Here is a 19,582-nt window from a genome sequence, read left to right as displayed (position 1 = left end):
GGCCTCTTCGCGGGCTTGCCCGCGAAGAGGCCGGCGGCTATACCACGCTTCTGCCGAGCAAATGGCTCATCGCCGCCTTCAGCTTCATCGGCCGCACCGGCTTGTGCATCAGGGTGTGGCCCAGCTCGCGGATCTGTTGCTTGAGCTCGTTGCTGTAGTTGGCGGTGATCATCATCGCCGGCAAGGGCTGGGCGCGGCGGGCATTGATTCGCGCCACGGCGTCGACGCCATTGCAGTCGTTGTCCAGGTGGTAGTCGGCGATCAGCAGGTCGGCCTCGGCATGGTAGTTGTCCACCTGGCGCGCCAGGTCCTCCTCCGACAGCGCGGTGACCACCCGGCAACCCCACCCCTCCAGCAGGGTGCGCATGCCGGCGCAAATCGCCGCATCGTTATCCAGCACCCACACCCGCGCCCCGCGCAGGCGCTCGAGCATCGGTTCGCTGATCGCCAGGCTCGGCTGGGCCTTTGGCGCGGTGGCGCTCAGCGGCACTTCGACCGCGAACACCGAGCCTTTGCCAAGCCATGACCGCACCCGAATCCGGTGGCCGAGGATGCCGGCGATCTTTTCCACGATCGCCAGCCCCAGGCCCAAGCCACGGTCCTGGTCCGGGCGCTGCACATCGCCGCGCCTGAACTCCTGGAACATTTCTTCCAGGTGCTCTTCGGCGATACCGATCCCGCTGTCCCATACCTCGATCCGCAAGCCGCCACGCTGGCGCCGGCAGCCCAGCACCACGCGGCCGCTGCGGGTGTAGCGAATGGCATTGCTGAGCAGGTTGCGCAGGATCCGCGCCAGCAGCTGAATGTCACTGCGCACCACGGCGGAACAGCCCACGAAATGCAGCTCAAGCCCTTCGCTGCGCGCCACCTGGGCGTATTCGGCAGCGAGGTTGTCCATCAGTTCGCGCAGGGCGAACGGGGCGACATCGGCCTTGATCACGCCGGCATCGAGCTTGGAAATATCCACCAGGGTACCTAGCAGGTTCTCCACATCCTCCAGCGAGTTGCTGACATTACGCACCAGGTGAGCACTGTTGTGTGGCTCGCGGTGTTCGAGCAAGGCACTGGTGAACAGCCGCGCCGCGTTCAGTGGCTGCAGCAGGTCATGGCTGACGGCGGCAAGGAACTTGGTTTTCGACAGGTTGGCCTGCTCGGCCTCGCGCTTGGCCTCGCGCAGGCGCGATTCCACCCGGCTGCGCTCCTCGATTTCGCGCAGCAACTGTTCGTTCAGGCTGGTCAGCTCGGCAGTGCGCTCGCGTACCCGTTGCTCCAGATGCTGATACGCCTGGTGCAGCGCCTGCGCGGTATTGCGCCGCTCGGTGATGTCGCGGATCAATACGAAGATGCCCACCACTTCGCCATTGGCCAGGCGGTTCGGCACGTAGGAGCGCAGCATGTAGCGTTCCTGGCCGTTGATGTTGGTTTCGGCAAACTCGAAGGTTACGCTCTCCCCCGCCAGCGCCCGCGCCACGTAGGCCTCCAGGCGCTGGTAATGCTGCTCGCTGTGGGCCTCGCGCAGGCTCTGGCCCAGCATCACGCCGCGAGGCCAGCAGTACCATTCTTCATAGACCTTGTTGGTGAATTCGTAGACCAGGTCGGCATTCAGGTAGGCGATCAGCGCCGGCACATGGTCGGTGATCAGGCGAATCTGGTGCTGGTGTGCCGTCTCGGCACGCTGCCGGGCCTCGCTGAGCAGGTGGTTGACGGCCTTGAGCTCGGCCATGGCCTGGTTCAGCGCTTCGGTGCGTTCGCGCACCTGCTCGGCCAGCACCACCGAATGCTGGAACGCGGCATAAGGGTCGTTGCCACGCGTGACGCCAGACTCGATACGCTCGATCAGTGCGCCGTTGATACGCTGCAGCTTGTGGTTCTGGTGCTGCAGCCGGGCAACCTCGGCCTGCAGTTCAGCGACCGACAGGAGGCCGGTTGCGGGCAATGGCGACCCCGGTGAAGGTCTGGTTGATGTGCATGCCATTGAACTGTTCTCCGTAGGTGTTGAAGCCGATCACCCGCTGCTCGCGCAGGAACGCGCCGATCGGCTCCAGGCCGTGCCGGGCTTCCAGCTCCAGCCGCCGCAGGAAGCAATCGCAACCGATGGTCAGCAGCAGCGGGCCGAGGCGCTGCTGCAAGCCGTCGAACAACTGGTGCAGGTTCGGCAACAGCGGGCCCGGGGTCATGGCGGTGAGCACGATGCCGTTCTCCACCGCGCAGTAGAAACTCAGGCTCAGGTCCGGGTGCACTTGCTGGATCGCCCGCACGTAATACTGGTCATGGATGCGCACGGCCAGCGGATGGGCGGCGAACACTTGATGATCAAGCTCGGCCACTGGCACGCCGATGTGCCGGGCGTATTCCTCGGCAGCAGGCTCGGCATTCAGTTCGAAGACCCGGCGCTGGGCACTGTCGGCACCGGTGACCACCAGCTTTTCCTGACGCGGCAGGATGTGGTGGGTGGTGAACACTTCGAAGTCGAGCCAGGTATTGACCAGCACCACCACCGCGGCGCCGTGGTGGAACGCGCCGCCGAAATACACGTGGGTACGGGTCAGGTAGTTGTCGTCGCCGGCCGAACCGCCGAAATGCGGGATATCGCCCAGGGCCGCACTGAGGGCGGCGAGCACCATTTCCTCGCGGCTGGACAGGCCGTCGAGCAGGGTCAGGGCAAAGCTGTGGCCCTTGATCGGCGCCAGGGTGTTGCTGCGGCAAGTGCCGACCAGGCGCTCGACCATCTGCTGGGCGTCGATCAGGCTGAAGCGCTCCATTTCATCGATCAGTTCGGTGGCGATGGAAAAGTGCCGATGATCGAACCCGACTGCCGTTATGCAATTGCGACCGTAGCCCAGCGGGGTGATTTCGCCGGCGCTGGTGCAACCGACCAGGCGGATGCCGCCAAAACCCTGCTCCAGGGCTTCGCCCAAGGCTTGCAGGTCGTATTCGGCGGAGCAGAAGAACAGCACGAAGCCCAGGTGCGGGTGCAGCAACTGCGCCGCCAGCTCCTGGGCTGCCTGCCGGGCGTCGGTTGCCTGGGACATGGCACTGACCACACCGTCGTTGTGAGCCTGCTGCATCGTGGTCTCCGGCGCGGGGTGGCTGAGTGATGAGTGTACGAAGGCGATCATCGAGGACGAATGCTACTTGGGTAGCGGGTGGGCGGTTCCATGGACGTAATATCACCGGCATGCGCGGGACCTTGTAGGAGCGGCCTTGTGTCGCGAAAGGGCTGCAAAGCAGCCCCAGCAATTTGTGCATCGCTGCTGAAATCCTGGGGCCGCTTTGCGGCCCTTTCGCGACACAAGGCCGCTCCTACAATTGACCGTGTTGCCCGGTCTGAAGGTTTACCAGGTGAGCACCGCCCCCACCGCAAATGTATCGGTGTCTTCGTTCTGGTCACTGGTTTCATGGCCGTCGATGGAAAACTGGTTGTACTCGGCAACCAGCTTGAGGTTGTCGTTGACGTCATGGAACAGCGCCACGCCGCGGGTCTCGTAATCCGCACCACTGCCCACCGCGCCGTTGCCATCGTCCTTGGTCTTGCCATAGGACAGCGCCACCCGGTTCTTGCCGACCTTGTAGGAGCCCTGCAGCAGGTAGCCATCGCTGTCGACATTGCGCAAGGTCGGCTCGCCAGCGTTGTTGGTGAAGAACGGGTTGATGCCCTTGGCCTGGAACCCCGAGCCGGTCAGCGACAGCCCCCCCATCTTCGCCTGCACACCGTAGCCGACACCTTTGGAGGTGACCGACTGCACCGCCGGGTCGGTGTTGTCGGAGGTCTGGTAGCTGCCGTTGAGCCAGCTGTAGATCTGCGCCCCACCCAGGTCGAACTGGTAGGTGATCTCGCTTTCGGTACGCGGGTTTTCCTGATAGGCCTTGCCGGTCGGGCTGCTGTCGTTGGTGTCCACCGGGTCCATGATGCCCACCGCCACCCGCAGGCCGTCCATCACTGGCGTGCGGTAGGTGATCTGCGAGGTGGGGAACGGGTACGGGTAACCGCTACCGATGTTGCCGAACGATACCCCGCCGCCGTCCACCAGCCCCAGGGTGTCACTGACCTGGCCATAACCGGCCAGCAGTTCGTCGAGCAGGATATTGGAACGGGCGAACAGCCCGAAGTCCTTGCCAATCAGCACCTCACCCCACTCGGGGTTGGCCACGGTGCCGTAGAACTGGCGCACATCGATGGCGGTGTCGGTGCCGTTGGTTTCGCTGTCGTTGATGGTCACCCAGAACGAGGCACGCGCGCCGAGCTTCAGGTCATCCACCTGCTTGCCCATGTTGAAGCCCAGGTAATTGGGCAGAAAGCCCATTTTCACCCGTGACTGGCGGCGATCGAACTGCTCGCCCTGCCGGTCGACATCGCTGTTGACGTAGAAGGCGTTGATATAGCCGTCGGTGGAAAACGTCGTCTGGTCCTTGTCGTACAGCATGATCTCGGCCTGGGCGAGGCTGCTCAGGCAAAGGGTCGAGAGGCTGACGGTAACAGCCGCCAACAAGCGTGGGGACAGATTCTTATTGTTGTACATGGCGCGCTCCGAAACGGGGACGGGATGTCGGAGGCGATTATCAGAAGCTGGCAAACAGCCAGAAACGCTGCCTTGGAGGGGGCTGCCAGGTGCTTTGGGCCTGCGCGCGGGGCGTGATGATTCCGGCCCAGGACCGGGTTACACCCAGAGGCAAGACTTCTGGCGTAACCCACAGGAGCAGGCGAGGATCAATACGGCAGACTGGAGCGAGCCCCGGTCAAAGGTCCAGGGCACCACTGAGCAACGCGCCTAGCGTGCTTGAGGCATCAGCCCGTTGCTCGTCCAGCAGACACAACGGCAGGCCTTGCCAGGCGGGTGGCGAATCGGCCAGCCCCTCGCCAATCAAGGCCAGCGGACAAGCGATCTGCATTTGCAGCGAACGCAGGCGCCTGGCCAAGGCAGGGTCCACCGGCACCTGAACCTTGATCACCAGTGCCGCAGGCTGCATCGCCGCACATAGCATGGGGATTTCTTCCAGCGGCTGCCCGCACCCGAGTACTTCGATGCGTTGCTGTTCGCCGCTCAACAACAGCCCGGTACACAATACCTGCAGTTCGGCTTGCCCCTCGGTGCCTGCCAGCAGCACGCGCGGCGCATCGGCCTGGTTCATCTGCAGACGCAGCAGCAGGCGGGCGCGCAGGAACATGTCCAGAAACAGCCATTGGCTACGCTGGCCCGGCGCAATGCCTGAAGCCAGGCCATGCCAGACCGGCATCAGCACCTGGCGCAGCACGCTGGCCTTGGGCAGGATGGTGAACAACTGCCCGTGGATGGCTTCCAACGCTTGTGTATCGAATGCCTGGGTGGCGCGCTCCACGGCGACGCGCCAGTCGTCGAAGCCCGAGTGCTGCTGCACCGGCGCATCTGGCTGACCTGCGAGGATGTCGCCTACCTTGCTGATGGGCACGCCATTGCCGGTCCAGTGCAAGATGTCGCGTATGCGCTGGACATCCCGGGCCGTGTACAGGCGATGGCCGCCCTCGGTGCGCTGCGGGCTTATCAACCCATGGCGCCGCTCCCAGGCCCGCAAGGTCACCGGATTGATGCCGGTCAGGCTGACCACATCGCGCATGGGTAACAAATCGGCTGGGGTGGCGTCAGTCATGATGAGGGTTTATCTGGGGGGTGGCACATTCTAAACCCATATGCACCTTCTGCGGCGAGCCTCGTTGGTTCATCATGCAACAAACGGCGCCGAGGCCTTCTGCACGCAGGCCAGGCTGCGCACTTCGCATACAAATGCCTGTAGGTGGGCCCCATGATCAACGCGAAACTCCTGCAACTGATGGTCGAGCATTCCAACGATGGCATCGTCGTCGCAGAGCAAGAAGGCGACGACAGCATCCTCATCTACGTCAACCCCGCCTTCGAGCGCCTGACCGGCTATCGCGCCGAGGAAATCCTGTATCAGGACTGCCGTTTTCTGCAGGGCGAAGATCATGACCAGGCGGGCCTCGACAGCATCCGCGAGGCAATCCGTGGAGGCCTCCCATGCTGCCAGGTGCTACGCAATTACCGCAAGGACGGGAGCCTGTTCTGGAACGAGTTGTCCATCACGCCCGTGCACAACGAAGCGGACCAGTTGACGTACTACATCGGCATCCAGCGCGACGTTACAGCGCAGGTTTTCGCCGAAGAAAAGCTACGCGAGCTGGAGGCCGAGGTAGCTGAATTGCGCCGGCAACTGGGCCAGGCGGAGCGCTGACCAAAACCTATACAAGGTCGTTGACTTGTATAGATTTACGCTTAGACTTCAGCTATACCTGTACAGCAAGCCATTTCTGTACAGGATTTCCTGGAGCCCAGCATGTCAGCGTATCTGCAGCAATTCGCCGAGCATTTCACCCGCGTCGACGGGGGCAACCTCGGCACCCTTGAAAAGCTGTACAGCGACGATGTCACCTTTCGCGATCCGTTGCATCAGATCCAGGGGCTGCCGGCTCTGCGGGCCTATTTCGCGCAGTTGTACGCCAACGTTCACGATATCCGCTATGCCTTTTCCAGCGCCGACGAAGTGACGCCCGGGCAAGGTTACCTGCGCTGGACCCTGCAGTTCCGCCATCCACGCCTGGCCGGTGGTGAGCAGATCACCTTGCAGGGATGCAGTTACCTGCAATGGCATGAACGGGTCCATTTCCACCAGGACTACTTCGACGCAGCAGCACTGCTCTACGAACACGTTCCGGTCATGGGCCGTGCGATTCGATGGCTCAAAGGCAGGGTCGCATGAGCCGCTGCTGGCTGACAGGCGCAAGCAGCGGTATCGGTGCCGCACTTGCACAATGCCTGCTGGAGCAAGGCCACCAGGTTGCCTTGGGCGGACGCAATGCGGATCGTCTCGCGCCGTTGGCTGAACACTTTCCCGGGCAGGTGCTGCTGGCCATCGGCGACCTCGACGACCCTGTACAGGTATCCGGGATCGCAACCCGTATCGAGCAGGCCTGGGGAGCGCTGGACCGGGTGATCCTCAATGCAGGCACCTGCGAGTACCTGGAACCGGGCCATTTCGACCCAGCCCTTGTCGAGCGCGTGGTCCGTACCAATTTCCTTGCAGTCAGCTACTGCCTGGCAGCGGCCCTGCCCTTGCTTCGCGCCGGTCAGCACCCTCACCTGGTAGTGATGGGCAGTTCGGTGACCTGGCTGGCCCTGCCCCGCGCCGGTGCCTATGGCGCGTCCAAGGCAGCCGTGCGCTACCTGGTGGAATCGCAGCGCATCGACCTGGCCCGCGAGGGCATCGCCGTCACCCTCGTCAGCCCTGGCTTTGTAGATACGCCATTGACCCGTCGCAACGATTTCCCCATGCCCCAGCTATGGTCGGCACAGCGCGCAGCCAGCCATATCGCCAGACGCCTTCCCGAGCGCCCGCTGGAAATCAACTTCCCCCTGCTTTTCACCCTGGTACTGCGACTGCTAGGCGCACTGCCCGCACGCCTGCGCCTGGCGCTAGGGCAACACCTTGCCCGTCATGAACAGGAATGATGATCCATGCGTATAGCAGTAATCGGCAGCGGCATCGCAGGGCTATCCTGCGCTCATCTGCTGTCACGCAGGCATGAGGTTACGGTTTTCGAAGCCGAGCAATGGATCGGGGGCCACACGCATACCCTCGACGTGATCTGGCAGGGTGAACGCCATGCAATAGATACCGGCTTCATCGTATTCAATGACTGGACCTATCCGCACTTCATACGCTTGCTCGAGCACCTGAAAGTCGCCTCGCGGCCGACCGAAATGAGTTTCTCCGTGCATGATCCGGCCACCGGCCTGGAATACAACGGGCACGACCTGAACACCCTGTTTGCCCAACGCCGCAACCTGGTGTCCCCGGGGTTCTGGGGGATGCTAAGGGACATTCTGCGTTTCAACCGTCAGGCGCTCGCCGACCTGGATAACCAGCGTATCGATGCCAACGCTACCCTGGGCGCCTACCTCCAGGTGCAGCGGTATGGGCAGCGCTTCATCGATCATTACATCGTACCGATGGGCTCGGCGATATGGTCGATGTCCCGCGCGGACATGCTCGGCTTCCCACTTGCGTTCTTTGTGCGGTTCTGTCGCAACCACGGCTTGTTGTCGGTCAACCAACGCCCACAGTGGCGCGTGATCGAAGGGGGCTCGCGCAGCTATGTCGGTCCGCTGTGCCGACCGTTTGCCGGGCGCATCCGCCTCGACTGCAAGGTTTACCGGGTCAGCCGCGACGAAGGTGGCGTCACCCTGATGAGCGCTGCCGGTACCGAACGTTACGACAATGTGGTGTTTGCCTGCCACAGCGACCAGGCCCTGGCGCTGCTGGAAGCGCCGAGCGTGCAGGAGCGGGAAGTGCTCGGCGCCATCGGCTATGCCAGCAACGATGTGGTGCTGCACACCGATACCCGTCTGCTACCCCGCCGCAAACGCGCCTGGGCCAGCTGGAACTACCGGCTCGGCGGGCCACAGCAGGCGCCTGCCGCGCTGACTTACAACATGAACATTCTGCAAGGCATCCAGGCACCGACGACGTTCTGCGTGAGCCTCAACCAGACCGCGCTGGTGGATCCGGCGCAGATCATTGCCCGCTTCCAGTACGACCATCCGCAATACAGCCTTGCGGCGTGCGCCGCGCAGGCGCGCCAGGAACAGCTGCAGGGCTATCGCCACAGCTACTTCTGCGGCGCCTACTGGGGCAACGGCTTTCACGAGGATGGCGTGGTCAGTGCGTTGAAGGTAGCCGCGCATTTCGGAGAGCACCTGTGAACAGCAGCCTTTGCGTGGGCTGGGTCAGCCACCGGCGCCTGGCGCCGCGCCCCCACGCCTTCCGCTACAGGATCGGCATGTTCTACCTGGACCTGGACGAGCAAGCCTGGCTGACAGGCCTGTCACGTTGGCTGTGGCGCTGGCGTCTGGCGCCGCTCAGCTGGCACCCGGCAGATTACCTGCCAGCTCGGACCCGCCGCGGCGAGACGCTGGCCCAGGCTGCACGTTCGCTGGTGCACAACGCGACGGGAGAGATGCCTGAGGGGCCGGTGCACCTGCTCACGCAATTGCGTTGCTGGGGGCTGTCGTTCAACCCGGTCAGTTTCTATTTCTGCCATGACCGCGACGGACGACTGACGGCAATCCTGCTGGAGGTGCGAAACACGCCATGGCGCGAACGCTTCCATTACGTGCTGCCGGTCAGCGAAAACCTTGCCAGTCCCTTCACTGTCACCAAGGCCTTTCATGTGTCGCCTTTCATGCCACTGCACATGGACTATCGCTTGCACTTTGCCCTGGACGCAGAGCATGTGCGCATCCACATGGAGAACTGGCAAGCCGATAGCAAGGTGTTCGAGGCCGACCTGGCCCTGCAGCGCCAGCCGCTGGATAAAGCCGCCGTGCACCGATACGTACTGGCCTTCCCCTGGATGAGCCTGCGCACCGTCGCGGCCATCTACTGGCAGGCACTGCGCCTGTTGTTCAAACGCACGCCCATCCATGACCACACGCCCAGCCAGAGTGACCTGGCGCTCGGCCATTCCTGCGAGGACCCTGATGATGTCGAACCCCACCCTGAGCGTTAGCAAGTTCGCCGGCCTCGGGCCGTTGTTCGGTGGCCTGGCACGAAACGCCGTGCTCGCCAGCCTGGGCAGGCTGCGCCATGGCCATTTGCGCCTGCTCAGCCACGGGCAGCAATGGAGCTTCGGTGACGCCGACAGCCCGCTGCAGGCCGAGGTGGAAATCCTTGATGACATCACCTGGAGCCTGATAGCCGGCAATGGTTCGATCGGTGCTGGCGAAGCCTACATCCACGGCTATTGGCGAAGTCCCGACCTGGCGCTGGTGACTCGCCTGTTTGTCGCAAACCTTGAGGTACTTGACACCCTCGAGGGTGGCCTGGCCCGCTTCGGCCGCCCTGCCCTGCGGTTGCAGCACAAACTCAACCGCAACAGCAGGCGCGGTGCCCGCCGCAATATCCTGGCGCACTACGATCTGGGCAATGCCCTGTTCGAGCGGCTGCTGGACCCCACCATGATGTATTCGGCAGCCCGGTTCGAACACCCTGAACAGACGCTGGAACAAGCTCAGTTGCACAAGCTGGAGCGCATCTGCCAGAAGCTGGAACTGTGCCCTGCCGACCATCTGCTGGAGATCGGCTGCGGGTGGGGCAGCCTGGCAATCCACGCCGCCACCCGATATGGCTGCAAGGTCACCACCACCACGCTTTCCGAGGCGCAGTACAGCCATACCCTGCAACGCGTTCAGGCCCTGGGGCTGGAGCAGCGCGTGAAAGTGCTTCGCGAAGACTACCGCGATCTTCAAGGCACCTTCGACAAACTGGTCTCGATCGAGATGATCGAGGCTGTCGGCCACCGTTACCTGCCGGTGTATTTCCGACAGTGCGCCTCGCTACTCAAGCCAGACGGCCTGATGCTGTTGCAGGCGATCACCATCCGCGATCAGCGCTATGCACAGGCGCGGCGGTCGGTCGATTTCATCCAGCGCTACATCTTCCCCGGTGGCGCCCTGCCTTCGTTGAGCGTGTTGCTGGAAACTGCCAGCCGGCACACCGCACTCAACCTCTTGCACATGGAAGATTTCGGCCAGGACTATGCCCGCACCCTGCGACACTGGCGAGAAAACCTGCGCCAGGCACGCGCTGCGTTGACGGACCTGGGCTATGACGACATGTTTCAGCGCCTGTGGGAATTCTACCTGTGTTACTGCCAAGGCGGTTTTGAGGAGCGCGCCATCGGTGTCGCGCATCTGCTCTGGGCAGCGCCCCAGGCACGGCGCGCGCCCTTGCCTGGCAGTGCCTGATGAGCCGTCGCTGGCTGCTCGCCAATGCCTTGTGGCTACAGGCTGGCTGGTGGCTATGCGTATTGGGGGCCGAAAAAACCTTCCTGTCGTTGCTTGTGATTCCTGGCCTGGCCGTGCACCTGAGCCTGTGCCCGGACGTCCACGCAGAGGTCAAGGCGCTGTTGCGCGTAACGCCGGTGGGATGTGTGCTGGACAGCGTGCTGGGCGCGCTGGGCGTGTTCGGTTTCGACACCTGGCCACTGCCGCTGTGGCTTGCACTGCTGTGGCTGGTGCTGGCCAGCGGCATGCGCCACAGCCTGGCATGGGCCGACAGGCACTGGCGGCTCGGTGCGCTGGTGGGTGCAGTTGGCGGCCCTCTGGCCTATCTGAGCGGGGCGAGGTTGGCAAATGTCGACTTGCCCATGGGCACGCTGGAAACCGGCCTGTTACTGGTGCCGATATGGGCCGCTACCCTGCCCTTGCTCGCGCGCCTCGCGGTGCGGTGCTGACTTGCGGCATCGTTCGGAGCAGTAGCGCACCTGCGCCCAGCAACGCGCCCAGCGCTTGCGCCAGTTGAACGGCCGCCCACACACCACGCAGATCTTGCTGGGCAAAAGACCCTTTTTCATATCGGCTGCGCAGCATCGAGTTGTGCCAGCAGTGACTGGCCACGCTGCCACACGGCATCGCGACGGTCAGCCGCCATGCCATCCAGGCTTCGATAGACCAACGCCAGACGCGGGTTAGCCGAAAGTTCCGAGCGATGGCGAATCAGAAAATGCCAATACAAGGCATTGAACGGGCAGCCATCCACCTCGGTCACGTGGTCAACCCTGTAACTGCACGCCTTGCAATGGTCGGACATGCGCTGGATATAACGACCACTGGCGCAGTAAGGCTTGGACCCCAGGTAGCCGCCGTCGGCGTACATCACCATACCAAGCGTGTTGGGCAGCTCGACCCAGTCGAAGGCATCCATGTAGACCGCCAGGTACCACTCACAAATCGCGGCTGGGGCGATACCGGCCAGCAAGGCGAAGTTGCCGGTGACCATAAGCCGCTGGATATGGTGAGCGTAGCCCAGGCGAAGGGTCTGGCCGATGGCCTGCTCCATGCAGCGCATGCGGGTGCGCCCGGTCCAGTAGAATTCCGGCAACGCTCGCTCGTTGCCCAGGTAGTTGAGCGCCGCATACTCCGGCATGCGCAGCCAGTAGATGCCGCGCACATACTCGCGCCAGCCGATCAACTGGCGGATGAAGCCCTCTGCTGCATTGAGCGGTACTCGCCCCTCGCGCCAGACCTTGTCGACCTCCTCGCACAGGCAACGTACGTCCAGAAGCCCGATGTTCAGCGCCGCACTGATGCGCGCATGGAACAGGTACGGCTCGCCCTCGGCCATCGCATCCTGGTAGTCACCGAAAGCTGCCAGGCCGAAATCCAGAAAGTGTTGCCAGAGCTGCCTTGCCTCGGCATGGGTCACCGGGTAGTCGAAACCGTCGATGGCTCCGTAGTGGTCGCTGAAGCGTTGGCGTACCAGGGCTATTACCGCTGCCGTGATCTCGTCCTGCTCGAAATGCGCGGCGAAGGGGCCACGCAGCTGGCGGGGCAAGGCCTTGCGATTGTCGCCATCGAGATTCCAGGTTCCACCTGCCGGGCTGCCGTCAGGCTCCAGCAGCAGACCGGTACGCTTGCGCATGCCACGGTAGAAGTACTCCATGCGCAGTTGGCCGCGCTCCCGGGCCCAGCGCGCGAAGGCTTCGCGAGAACAGATAAATCGCGTGTCGCGATGCCACACAAGCGGCAGTGCGGCATCGCGCAACGCCTGCTCCAGGCGCCACTCTCCGCACTCGGTCAGGTGAATATGCGTGGCTCCCAGGGCCTGCTGCCAGCGCCGCAACTCGCCAACGATGGTTCCGCTGTTGCCGTCATCATCAAGTTGCACATAATGCACCTGCCAACCGCGCTCGCGCAGCGCCTGGGCGAAGTGCCGCATGGCGCTGAAGATCAGGACGATCTTCAATGGATGATGCGGCACATACCTGGCTTCCCCTTCCACTTCTGCCATCAGCACAGCATCGCGGGCAGGATCGAGGGCGTTGAGGCTGGCCAGATCGAAGGACAGCTGGTCACCCAGTACCAGACCCAGGCGCATCTTCAGGATCCCCCTGGCTGGTCAGCGTTACCGCTATGCAGATTCATGGCATGCCCCCCAGCAGACGCTGACGCAGTTGTTGATCCCTGGCCCGTGGATCGAGCCAGATGGCGAAGAACGCCCGTGCAAAAACGGGGTCGGCGACCGCCCGGCTGAGTTTGCCATCGACGTAGAAGCGGCAGCCCTGCCCCGGCATGTACAAGCCGGTGATGCGCATCCCAGGGCGTACATCCACGAACGCCTGCTGCATGGCCTGGGACCACGCCGCGCGCCGCTGCGGCGTCAGGCTATCAGGATCCAGGCGGTACATTTCCTCGAGGCTGGCCTTCACCAGCATGTCTCTGGACAGCGTTCGGTGATAGGCGAGTTCAAGGGCAAAAGGCCGGTTCCAGCCCTGAACCGGACCTGCTGCCCATAGCTGTGCGGTGTAAAGACGCAGGCCGAACCAGGTGAACTCACCGGAGCCCAGCCGTTGCGCCCCCGGGAGCTCCGCTCGCCAGTCCGCCGCCTCGGACAGGCCTGTCAGTAGCAGGCAAAGCCAGGTCCAACGAGCAGTGCGCCCCATGGTAACCTCGAGCACTCCAAAATACCTGTACGACATTGTTAATTATGTACAGATTTTAGCCATATTGTACAATTTTACGTGTCTACCCCGTAGCGACATGTCGGCGTAAGTGGTGAACAGGCGGACATACGGTGGTGCCAGGAAAAGGAGGCAGTTCAGTGAGCCTTATCAATGACCTTCACTCTCCCGCCAACGTACTGGTCTGCGGAGCCAGCCAGGGAATCGGCCTTGCACTGTGCACGCAGTTGCTGGGGCGCGCCGACATCGGGCGGGTGTTTGCCGTCTCGCGACATGCCACCAGCAGCCCTGCGCTGGATGCTTTGTTCGCCGAGCACCCAAGACAGTTGGTTCGCATCGACTGCGACGCGTGTTCCGAAGTGGCACTGCAAACACTGGCGGCACGGGTGGGCGCCTGCTGCGACCAGCTGAACCTTGTACTGTGTACGCTTGGCGTGCTGCAAGAGGCACCCGCACGGGCCGAAAAAGCGCTGACACAGGTGGACATGGCTGGGCTGCTGGCCAGCTTCACGACCAACTGTTTCGCCCCTGTCCTGCTGCTCAGGCACTTGCTGCCCTTGTTGCGACAGCAACCAATTACCTATGTGGCACTGTCGGCGCGGGTCGGGTCGATCAGCGACAACCATCTTGGCGGGTGGTACAGCTATCGCGCCAGCAAGGCCGCGCTCAACCAGCTTCTGCACACTGCGAGCATCGAACTCAAGCGACTGAACCCTGTTTCCACAGTACTATTGCTGCATCCCGGGACCACCGACACCCGCCTTTCCCAACCCTTTCAGGGCAATGTACCGCCGGGAAAACTGTTCTCGCCGGCATTTGCAGCGACATGCATCCTAGCGCTGGTGAGCCGACACGGCCCCGACCAGAGCGGTACATTCTGGGCGTGGGACGGCACACCGATTGCCTGGTGACGCCAAAGCCAGCATGGCTTGGCTTCTCTTGTCAGCTGAACACCCAGAGCACGCGGGTGGGCTTGTCGGTGAGGTTGGCGTAACGAAAACTTGCGTGGGGTTGCAGCTGAAAACTGTCACTGGCGCGCAGCGTTACCGGCTCGCCGCCATCCAGCCATACGGTCAGTTCGCCTTCGAGCACGAAGCAGCCCTGCTCCGAGCTGTCGTCCAGGTACTCCTCGCCACTGCTGGCCCCAGGCTCCAGGTGGCTGTCGAGCATGGAGAACGCGCCCGTTATCGTGGGGGATGCCAGCACGTCGGTGATGCCACCGGCCAGGTGAAGGGTACGACGCTCGTGAGGGCGGGTGACCCACTCGAGTTCGCGCGGCTGGTCCAGCTTGTAGAAATAGGCCGTGGAGACGCCGAGCTCTTCGCTGATAGCCGTGAGGTCGGCCACGGTTGGGCGGGATACGCCCCGTTCGACCTGGGACAGAAAGCCCACCGAACGGCCGATGCGCTGCGCCAGTTCGCCCAGTGTCAGGCCCTTGAACTTGCGCAGGTCGCGAATCAGTACGGCCAGGCCTTCGATCTCTTCGTGCACTTTCATGGTTGAATCGCGACTTTCGGATGGGAAAAATTGATGCCCTGAAAAGTACATGATTCATTTCACAAAGCAAGATGCTTCGCGGCATTGCACGAGCCGGCGAAGATATGCCTGGTCGGTTGACGCGGGTGTAGGAGCGGCCTTGTGTCGCGATGGGCTGCAAAGCAGCCCCGGCAATTTGTGCATCTGCGCTGAAACCCAGGGGCTGCTTTGCAGCCCATCGCGACACAAGGCCGCTCCTACACCTGACCGCGCAACCGGTCAGGTGGGGGCAACTGTCTCGCCCAGACGCTCAGCGAACAGCCTCGTACGTCAAGTCCAGGCACTTGCGGGCTTTTTCCACCAGTTCGTCGATCTCCTCGATGCTGATCACCAGCGGCGGCGCGATGATCATGGTGTCGCCCACGGCACGCATGATCAGCCCGTTGTCGAAGCAATGCTGGCGACAGATCATGCCGACACCTTTGCCTTCATGACGCGCACGGGTGGCCTTGTCCTTCACCAGTTCGATCGCGCCGAGCATGCCCAGGCCGCGTACCTCGCCTACCAGCGGGTGGTCGGCCAGCTCGCGCAGGCGTTGTTGCAAGTACGGAGCGGTCTTGTCGTGCACCTGCTCGATGATCTTTTCATCACGCAGTATCCGCAAGTTCTCCAGGCCCACCGCAGCCGCCACCGGGTGGCCGGAATAGGTGAAGCCGTGGTTGAAGTCGCCGCCTTCGCTGATAACTTTGGCCACTTCATCTCGCACGATCACGCCGCCCATGGGGATATAGCCGGAGGTAAGGCCCTTGGCGATGGTCATCAGGTCGGGCTTGAGGTCGTAGTAGTCGCTACCGAACCACTCGCCTGTACGGCCGAAGCCGCAGATCACTTCGTCAGCGACGAAGAGGATGTCGTACCTGGCCAGAATCTCCTTCACCTTCGGCCAGTAGGTCTGCGGTGGAATGATCACCCCGCCAGCGCCCTGGATCGGTTCGGCGATGAAGGCGGCAACGTTGTCCACGCCAACTTCGAGGATCTTCTTCTCCAGCTGCTCGGCCGCCCACACGCCGAAGTCGGCCTCGGTCATGTCGCCGCCTTCGCCATACCAGTACGGCTGCGGGATATGCACGATATCCGGGATCAGCCCGCCCTGCTGGTGCATGCCGCTCATGCCGCCCAGGCCCGCGCCGGCCACGGTGGAGCCGTGGTAACCGTTGATGCGGCCGATGATCACCTTCTTGTTCTTCTGGCCCTTGAGCGCCCAGTAATGGCGGACCATGCGCAGCACGGTGTCGTTGCCTTCGGAGCCGGAGCCGGTGAAGAACACATGGGTCATGCCTTGCGGGGCCACGTCGGCGATCGCCTTGGCCAGTTCCAGCGCGGGCGGGTGCGCGGTCTGGAAGAACAGGTTGTAGTACGGCAGCTGCTTCATCTGCTGGCTGGCGACGTCGGCCAGCTCATCGCGCCCATAGCCCACCGCCACGCACCACAGGCCCGCCATGCCATCGAGAATCTTGTGGCCTTCGCTGTCCCAGAGGTACACGCCCTTGGCCGAGGTGATGATGCGCGGGCCTTTCTCGGCCAGTTGCCGAACATCGCTGAACGGGGCCAGGTGGTGGTCGCGGCTCATGGCTTGCCAGGCGAGGGTCTGGGAATTCTGCTCACTCATTGACTTCACTCCATCAAGCTGCGCAGCCGTGCTACGCAGGTACTTTTTGTATTTGGGATAGATCGCTGTCAGGCGGACTTCAACAGCATCTGGCGCAATACCGAGCGATGCCGGCAGGCCTTGCCAAAGGACTGGAAGATGGTCAGGTAATGCGGGTTGTCCATGACCTGGTACTCGGGGTGCCATTGCACGGCCAGGGCAAAACCCTTGCTGTTCTCGACCGAAACAGCTTCCACCAGACCATCGGGTGCCAGCGCCTCCACCCTCAGCCCGGGGGCCAGTACATCGATGCCCTGGCCGTGGATGGAATTGACATCGATAACCGCCGGCAAACCCATGCGGTCGAGCATGCCGCCGGGTTCTATATGCAGGGCGTGACGCGGGCCGTATTGCTTTTCGATGGGCTCACCCTTGCTTTCGCGGTGGTCCATGAACATGCCGGTCTCATGCACCTTCTGGTGCAGGGTGCCGCCCAGCGCCACGTTCATTTCCTGGAAGCCACGGCAGATGCCGAGCACCGGCACACCGGCGGCGATGGCCGCACGCATCAGCGGCAAGGTGGTGGCATCACGCAGCGGGTCGTGATGGGTGCCCGCTGCACTGGCCGGGCCGTTGTAGTGCAACGGTTCGATGTTGGACGGCGAACCGGTGAAGATCAGCCCATCCACCACGTCGAGAATATCGGCGCTGTCCATCAGGTCTGCGAGGCTGGGTATCACGATGGGCAGCCCGCACGCTGCCTTGGCCGCCGCGCGCGCGTACTTCTCGCTGATGGTCTGGGTTGCATGCAGCTCGATCATGCTGGTGCATGCGGTAATGCCGATAACGGGCACACGTGGCATATCTTCCTCCGGCAAATCCATATTGCGCGTTGTATTGAAACGGTAGAAAGGCAGGGTGCAGCGGCGCTGCACCAACCCCGGCAGCTACAGGAACCAGCGGTATTCGCGGGCATCGATGTGGCGCATGAAGTCCAGTTGCTCCTGGTATTTGTTTTCGCAGTAGACCATCACGAATTCACTGCCCAGGCCCTCGTTCACCTCCGGGTGGTGACGCATGGCCGCCAGGGCACTGAAGGCATCCTTGGGGAACTCGATGCCGCTCTGGCGGTTGTCGTTCAGCGGGGCAATGGGCTCGACGCCACGTTCCAGGCCATGCTCCATCCCGGTCAGGATGGCCGCCAGCACCAGGTACGGGTTGGCATCGGCACCGGCTAGGCGGTGTTCGATGCGCAGGTTGCGCGGGTCGGACTCGGGGATGCGAATACACGCATCGCGATCTTCGAAACCCCAGCTGGCCTTGCTCGCCGCGTTGACCATGGCGCCGTAACGGCGGTAGGCATTGTGGTTGGGGGCGAAGATCGGCATGCAGTGCGGCAGCAGCTCCAGGCACCCTGCCACCGCATGGCGCAGCTTGCGCTGGTCATCGCCGGCCAGGATGTTGTTGCCGGCGTTGTCGTACAGGCTGACGTGCACATGCATGCCGCTGCCCGGCGCGTCGAGGTACGGCTTGCTCATGAAGCTGGCTCGGTAGCCGTGCTTCATCGCGATACCGCGGGTACTGCGGCAGAACAGCGCCGACCAGTCCGCAGCGCTCATGGCATCGTCGCTGTGCGAGAAGTTGATCTCGAACTGGCCGGGGCCCAGCTCTGCGGTGATGACGTTCGCCGGCACGCCCTGCTCGTTGGCGCCATCGACCATCTCGTGCAGCACCGGTGCGAAACGCGACAACCGCTCGATGTGCATGTTCGGCTGGTCGTCGTGGTCGTCGGTCGCCTTGTCGCGTGGGTACTGTGGCAGGCCGTTGTCGAGCTTGCGGTCGAACAGGTAGAACTCCAGCTCGAAGGCCACCACCGGGCGAATGCCGCGCCTGGCCAGGCGCTGGATCACCCGGGCCAGCACTTCACGGGGCTCGAACTCGATGGGCTTGGCAGTGCCGTCGGAGGTGATGAGCATCTGCGCGATCGGTTCCTTTTCCCAGCGCACCGGCTTGAGGGAACCCGGCACCAGGCGGCGGGCGGCATCCGGGTCGCCGTCGGCGAAGCAGTAGTCACCGATCGGGTAGAGGCCACCCTGGGTGCCCAGCAGCACGCAGTTCTGCGGCAACTTCAGCGGCGCGCCGGCTGCGACTTTTTCCAGCATGTCCATGGGGTAGCGCTTGCCGTAGAAGTGCCCGGGAATATCCAGCGCAATCAGGTCGACATAACGTATTTCTGGGTGCTGCGCTCGGAACGAGCGCACTTCAGTCAGCAGATCCGGAAAGACGACACTCATCTTCTTGTCCTTGTGAGGTGAACGAATTCAGTTGAAGACCCAGAGCACGCGGGTGGCTTTTTCCGTCAGGTTGGCGTAACGGAACTGCGCGTGGGGGTGCAGCTGGAAGCAGTCGTTGGCCTGCAGGGTCACGGCGTCGCCGTGGTCCAGCCAGACCGTGAGTTCGCCTTCGAGCACGAAACAGCCCTGCTCGGAACGGTCAGTCAGGTACAGCTCGCCACTGCTGGCGCCTGGCTCGAGATGGCTGTCGAGCATGGAGAACGCGCCGCCAATGGTGGGCGAAGCCAGCACATCGGTAATGCCCGACTCGAGGTACAGCGTGCGCCGCTCGTGGGGGCGCGTGACCCAGCTGACGCTGCGCGGCTTGCTCAGGTTGTAGAAGTACGCGGTGGATACGCCGAGCGCTTCACTGATGGCGGTGAGGTCGGCCACGGTAGGGCGCGAAACACCGCGCTCGACCTGGGACAGAAAGCCGACCGAGCGGTTGATGCGCTCGGCCAGTTCGCCCAGGGTCAGGTTCTTGAATTTGCGCAGGTCGTGAATAAGGATCGCGAGGGCTTCAACCTCTTCGTGCATCTTCATCGTTTGAGACTGCCGTGAAATTTTTAGAGTTATTTTTCATGAAAAATTACATGAAAAATTTCACGAGTCAAG

20 protein-coding genes are annotated in these 19,582 nt (G+C 62.9%); 8 read left to right on the top strand and 12 right to left on the bottom strand.

Annotated elements, in window-relative coordinates; genetic code table 11:
• Nucleotides 1-37: 37 nt before the first annotated feature.
• The 4 genes from ABNP31_RS10865 to ABNP31_RS10850 form a co-directional block, all read right to left on the bottom strand.
• The gene (locus tag ABNP31_RS10865) at nt 38-1,936 is read right to left on the bottom strand and encodes a PAS domain-containing hybrid sensor histidine kinase/response regulator (RefSeq protein ID WP_085663367.1); all 1,899 of its coding nucleotides are present in this window, start codon (nt 1,934-1,936) and stop codon (nt 38-40) included.
• The gene (nosP, locus tag ABNP31_RS10860; RefSeq protein WP_025339567.1) at nt 1,905-3,068 is read right to left on the bottom strand and encodes a nitric oxide-sensing protein NosP; all 1,164 of its coding nucleotides are present in this window, start codon (nt 3,066-3,068) and stop codon (nt 1,905-1,907) included. The genes ABNP31_RS10865 and nosP overlap by 32 nt, the downstream gene beginning before the upstream one ends.
• 267 nt (nt 3,069-3,335) lie before the next feature.
• A complete protein-coding gene (locus ABNP31_RS10855) occupies nt 3,336-4,520 on the bottom strand; it encodes a porin (protein ID WP_003257627.1) in 1,185 nt (394 codons plus the stop codon).
• 217 nt (nt 4,521-4,737) lie between these two features.
• Nucleotides 4,738-5,625: a MerR family transcriptional regulator gene (locus ABNP31_RS10850; RefSeq protein WP_075045537.1), complete on the bottom strand. Its 888-nt coding sequence runs from the start codon at nt 5,623-5,625 to the stop codon at nt 4,738-4,740.
• Between the two features lie 153 nt (nt 5,626-5,778).
• Between ABNP31_RS10850 and ABNP31_RS10845 the strand changes: the two genes are divergently transcribed.
• From ABNP31_RS10845 to ABNP31_RS10815, 7 genes are all read left to right on the top strand, one after another.
• The gene (locus tag ABNP31_RS10845) at nt 5,779-6,225 is read left to right on the top strand and encodes a PAS domain S-box protein (RefSeq protein ID WP_046613898.1); all 447 of its coding nucleotides are present in this window, start codon (nt 5,779-5,781) and stop codon (nt 6,223-6,225) included.
• A 102-nt stretch (nt 6,226-6,327) separates the two neighbouring features.
• Nucleotides 6,328-6,750 (top strand): nuclear transport factor 2 family protein, encoded by a 423-nt coding sequence (locus ABNP31_RS10840; protein ID WP_350013306.1) that lies wholly within the window; start codon nt 6,328-6,330, stop codon nt 6,748-6,750.
• Nucleotides 6,747-7,499: an SDR family NAD(P)-dependent oxidoreductase gene (locus ABNP31_RS10835; protein ID WP_350013305.1), complete on the top strand. Its 753-nt coding sequence runs from the start codon at nt 6,747-6,749 to the stop codon at nt 7,497-7,499. Before ABNP31_RS10840 ends, ABNP31_RS10835 begins: the two co-directional genes overlap by 4 nt.
• A gap of 6 nt (nt 7,500-7,505) precedes the next feature.
• The gene (locus tag ABNP31_RS10830) at nt 7,506-8,753 is read left to right on the top strand and encodes an NAD(P)/FAD-dependent oxidoreductase (protein WP_350013304.1); all 1,248 of its coding nucleotides are present in this window, start codon (nt 7,506-7,508) and stop codon (nt 8,751-8,753) included.
• Nucleotides 8,750-9,559: a DUF1365 domain-containing protein gene (locus ABNP31_RS10825; RefSeq protein WP_085663362.1), complete on the top strand. Its 810-nt coding sequence runs from the start codon at nt 8,750-8,752 to the stop codon at nt 9,557-9,559. The genes ABNP31_RS10830 and ABNP31_RS10825 overlap by 4 nt, the downstream gene beginning before the upstream one ends.
• Complete coding sequence (locus tag ABNP31_RS10820; RefSeq protein WP_084785211.1) at nt 9,534-10,796, top strand: SAM-dependent methyltransferase; 1,263 nt, start codon at nt 9,534-9,536, stop codon at nt 10,794-10,796. The genes ABNP31_RS10825 and ABNP31_RS10820 overlap by 26 nt, the downstream gene beginning before the upstream one ends.
• On the top strand, nt 10,796-11,284 hold the full coding sequence (locus tag ABNP31_RS10815; RefSeq protein ID WP_085616096.1) for a DUF2878 domain-containing protein: 489 nt from the start codon (nt 10,796-10,798) through the stop codon (nt 11,282-11,284). Before ABNP31_RS10820 ends, ABNP31_RS10815 begins: the two co-directional genes overlap by 1 nt.
• On the opposite strand, the gene ABNP31_RS10810 is transcribed toward ABNP31_RS10815, so the two are convergent.
• Genes ABNP31_RS10810 through ABNP31_RS10800 form a run of 3 tightly spaced genes read right to left on the bottom strand, consistent with a single transcriptional unit; the run spans nt 11,222 to nt 13,492 of the window.
• On the bottom strand, nt 11,222-11,404 hold the full coding sequence (locus tag ABNP31_RS10810) for a DUF2256 domain-containing protein (RefSeq protein ID WP_075045543.1): 183 nt from the start codon (nt 11,402-11,404) through the stop codon (nt 11,222-11,224). The two genes, ABNP31_RS10815 and ABNP31_RS10810, sit on opposite strands and share 63 nt — an antisense overlap.
• Entirely contained in the window at nt 11,401-12,927 is a 1,527-nt protein-coding gene (locus tag ABNP31_RS10805; RefSeq protein ID WP_350013303.1) for a cryptochrome/photolyase family protein, read from the bottom strand. Before ABNP31_RS10805 ends, ABNP31_RS10810 begins: the two co-directional genes overlap by 4 nt.
• Before the next feature lie 43 nt (nt 12,928-12,970).
• The gene (locus ABNP31_RS10800) at nt 12,971-13,492 is read right to left on the bottom strand and encodes a chalcone isomerase family protein (protein WP_085663451.1); all 522 of its coding nucleotides are present in this window, start codon (nt 13,490-13,492) and stop codon (nt 12,971-12,973) included.
• 158 nt (nt 13,493-13,650) lie between these two features.
• On the opposite strand from ABNP31_RS10800, the gene ABNP31_RS10795 reads away from it, so the two are divergent.
• The gene (locus ABNP31_RS10795) at nt 13,651-14,421 is read left to right on the top strand and encodes an SDR family NAD(P)-dependent oxidoreductase (protein WP_350013302.1); all 771 of its coding nucleotides are present in this window, start codon (nt 13,651-13,653) and stop codon (nt 14,419-14,421) included.
• Between the two features lie 31 nt (nt 14,422-14,452).
• On the opposite strand, the gene ABNP31_RS10790 is transcribed toward ABNP31_RS10795, so the two are convergent.
• From ABNP31_RS10790 to ABNP31_RS10770, 5 genes are all read right to left on the bottom strand, one after another.
• Complete coding sequence (locus ABNP31_RS10790; RefSeq protein WP_025339569.1) at nt 14,453-15,007, bottom strand: helix-turn-helix domain-containing protein; 555 nt, start codon at nt 15,005-15,007, stop codon at nt 14,453-14,455.
• Nucleotides 15,008-15,296: 289 nt separating this feature from the next.
• Nucleotides 15,297-16,655, bottom strand: coding sequence for an aspartate aminotransferase family protein (locus ABNP31_RS10785; protein WP_025339570.1), 1,359 nt, complete (start codon nt 16,653-16,655; stop codon nt 15,297-15,299).
• 68 nt (nt 16,656-16,723) lie between these two features.
• Nucleotides 16,724-17,497 (bottom strand): gamma-glutamyl-gamma-aminobutyrate hydrolase family protein, encoded by a 774-nt coding sequence (locus ABNP31_RS10780; protein WP_039613290.1) that lies wholly within the window; start codon nt 17,495-17,497, stop codon nt 16,724-16,726.
• An 84-nt stretch (nt 17,498-17,581) separates the two neighbouring features.
• Entirely contained in the window at nt 17,582-18,928 is a 1,347-nt protein-coding gene (locus ABNP31_RS10775; RefSeq protein ID WP_085663357.1) for a glutamine synthetase family protein, read from the bottom strand.
• 27 nt (nt 18,929-18,955) lie between these two features.
• Nucleotides 18,956-19,510, bottom strand: coding sequence for a helix-turn-helix domain-containing protein (locus tag ABNP31_RS10770; protein WP_015270026.1), 555 nt, complete (start codon nt 19,508-19,510; stop codon nt 18,956-18,958).
• Nucleotides 19,511-19,582 lie beyond the last annotated feature (72 nt).

Source organism: Pseudomonas asiatica, from assembly GCF_040214835.1.
GTDB classification, from domain to species: Bacteria; Pseudomonadota; Gammaproteobacteria; order Pseudomonadales; family Pseudomonadaceae; genus Aquipseudomonas; species Aquipseudomonas putida_Z.
The sequence above is the reverse complement of the archived record's forward strand: the minus strand, read 5'-3'. Positions and strand labels throughout refer to the sequence as shown.

Excerpts from the sequence above, each read along its gene's own strand:
- nosP (WP_025339567.1), bottom strand. The coding sequence starts at position 3,068 with ATGCAGCAGGCTCACAACGACGGTGTGGTCAGTGCCATGTCCCAGGCA.
- ABNP31_RS10855 (WP_003257627.1), bottom strand. The coding sequence starts at position 4,520 with ATGTACAACAATAAGAATCTGTCCCCACGCTTGTTGGCGGCTGTTACC.
- ABNP31_RS10850 (WP_075045537.1), bottom strand. The coding sequence starts at position 5,625 with ATGACTGACGCCACCCCAGCCGATTTGTTACCCATGCGCGATGTGGTC.
- ABNP31_RS10845 (WP_046613898.1), top strand. The coding sequence starts at position 5,779 with ATGATCAACGCGAAACTCCTGCAACTGATGGTCGAGCATTCCAACGAT.
- ABNP31_RS10840 (WP_350013306.1), top strand. The coding sequence starts at position 6,328 with ATGTCAGCGTATCTGCAGCAATTCGCCGAGCATTTCACCCGCGTCGAC.
- ABNP31_RS10835 (WP_350013305.1), top strand. The coding sequence starts at position 6,747 with ATGAGCCGCTGCTGGCTGACAGGCGCAAGCAGCGGTATCGGTGCCGCA.
- ABNP31_RS10830 (WP_350013304.1), top strand. The coding sequence starts at position 7,506 with ATGCGTATAGCAGTAATCGGCAGCGGCATCGCAGGGCTATCCTGCGCT.
- ABNP31_RS10820 (WP_084785211.1), top strand. The coding sequence starts at position 9,534 with ATGTCGAACCCCACCCTGAGCGTTAGCAAGTTCGCCGGCCTCGGGCCG.
- ABNP31_RS10815 (WP_085616096.1), top strand. The coding sequence starts at position 10,796 with ATGAGCCGTCGCTGGCTGCTCGCCAATGCCTTGTGGCTACAGGCTGGC.
- ABNP31_RS10810 (WP_075045543.1), bottom strand. The coding sequence starts at position 11,404 with ATGAAAAAGGGTCTTTTGCCCAGCAAGATCTGCGTGGTGTGTGGGCGG.
- ABNP31_RS10805 (WP_350013303.1), bottom strand. The coding sequence starts at position 12,927 with ATGCGCCTGGGTCTGGTACTGGGTGACCAGCTGTCCTTCGATCTGGCC.
- ABNP31_RS10800 (WP_085663451.1), bottom strand. The coding sequence starts at position 13,492 with ATGGGGCGCACTGCTCGTTGGACCTGGCTTTGCCTGCTACTGACAGGC.
- ABNP31_RS10790 (WP_025339569.1), bottom strand. The coding sequence starts at position 15,007 with ATGAAAGTGCACGAAGAGATCGAAGGCCTGGCCGTACTGATTCGCGAC.
- ABNP31_RS10785 (WP_025339570.1), bottom strand. The coding sequence starts at position 16,655 with ATGAGTGAGCAGAATTCCCAGACCCTCGCCTGGCAAGCCATGAGCCGC.
- ABNP31_RS10780 (WP_039613290.1), bottom strand. The coding sequence starts at position 17,497 with ATGCCACGTGTGCCCGTTATCGGCATTACCGCATGCACCAGCATGATC.
- ABNP31_RS10775 (WP_085663357.1), bottom strand. The coding sequence starts at position 18,928 with ATGAGTGTCGTCTTTCCGGATCTGCTGACTGAAGTGCGCTCGTTCCGA.
- ABNP31_RS10770 (WP_015270026.1), bottom strand. The coding sequence starts at position 19,510 with ATGAAGATGCACGAAGAGGTTGAAGCCCTCGCGATCCTTATTCACGAC.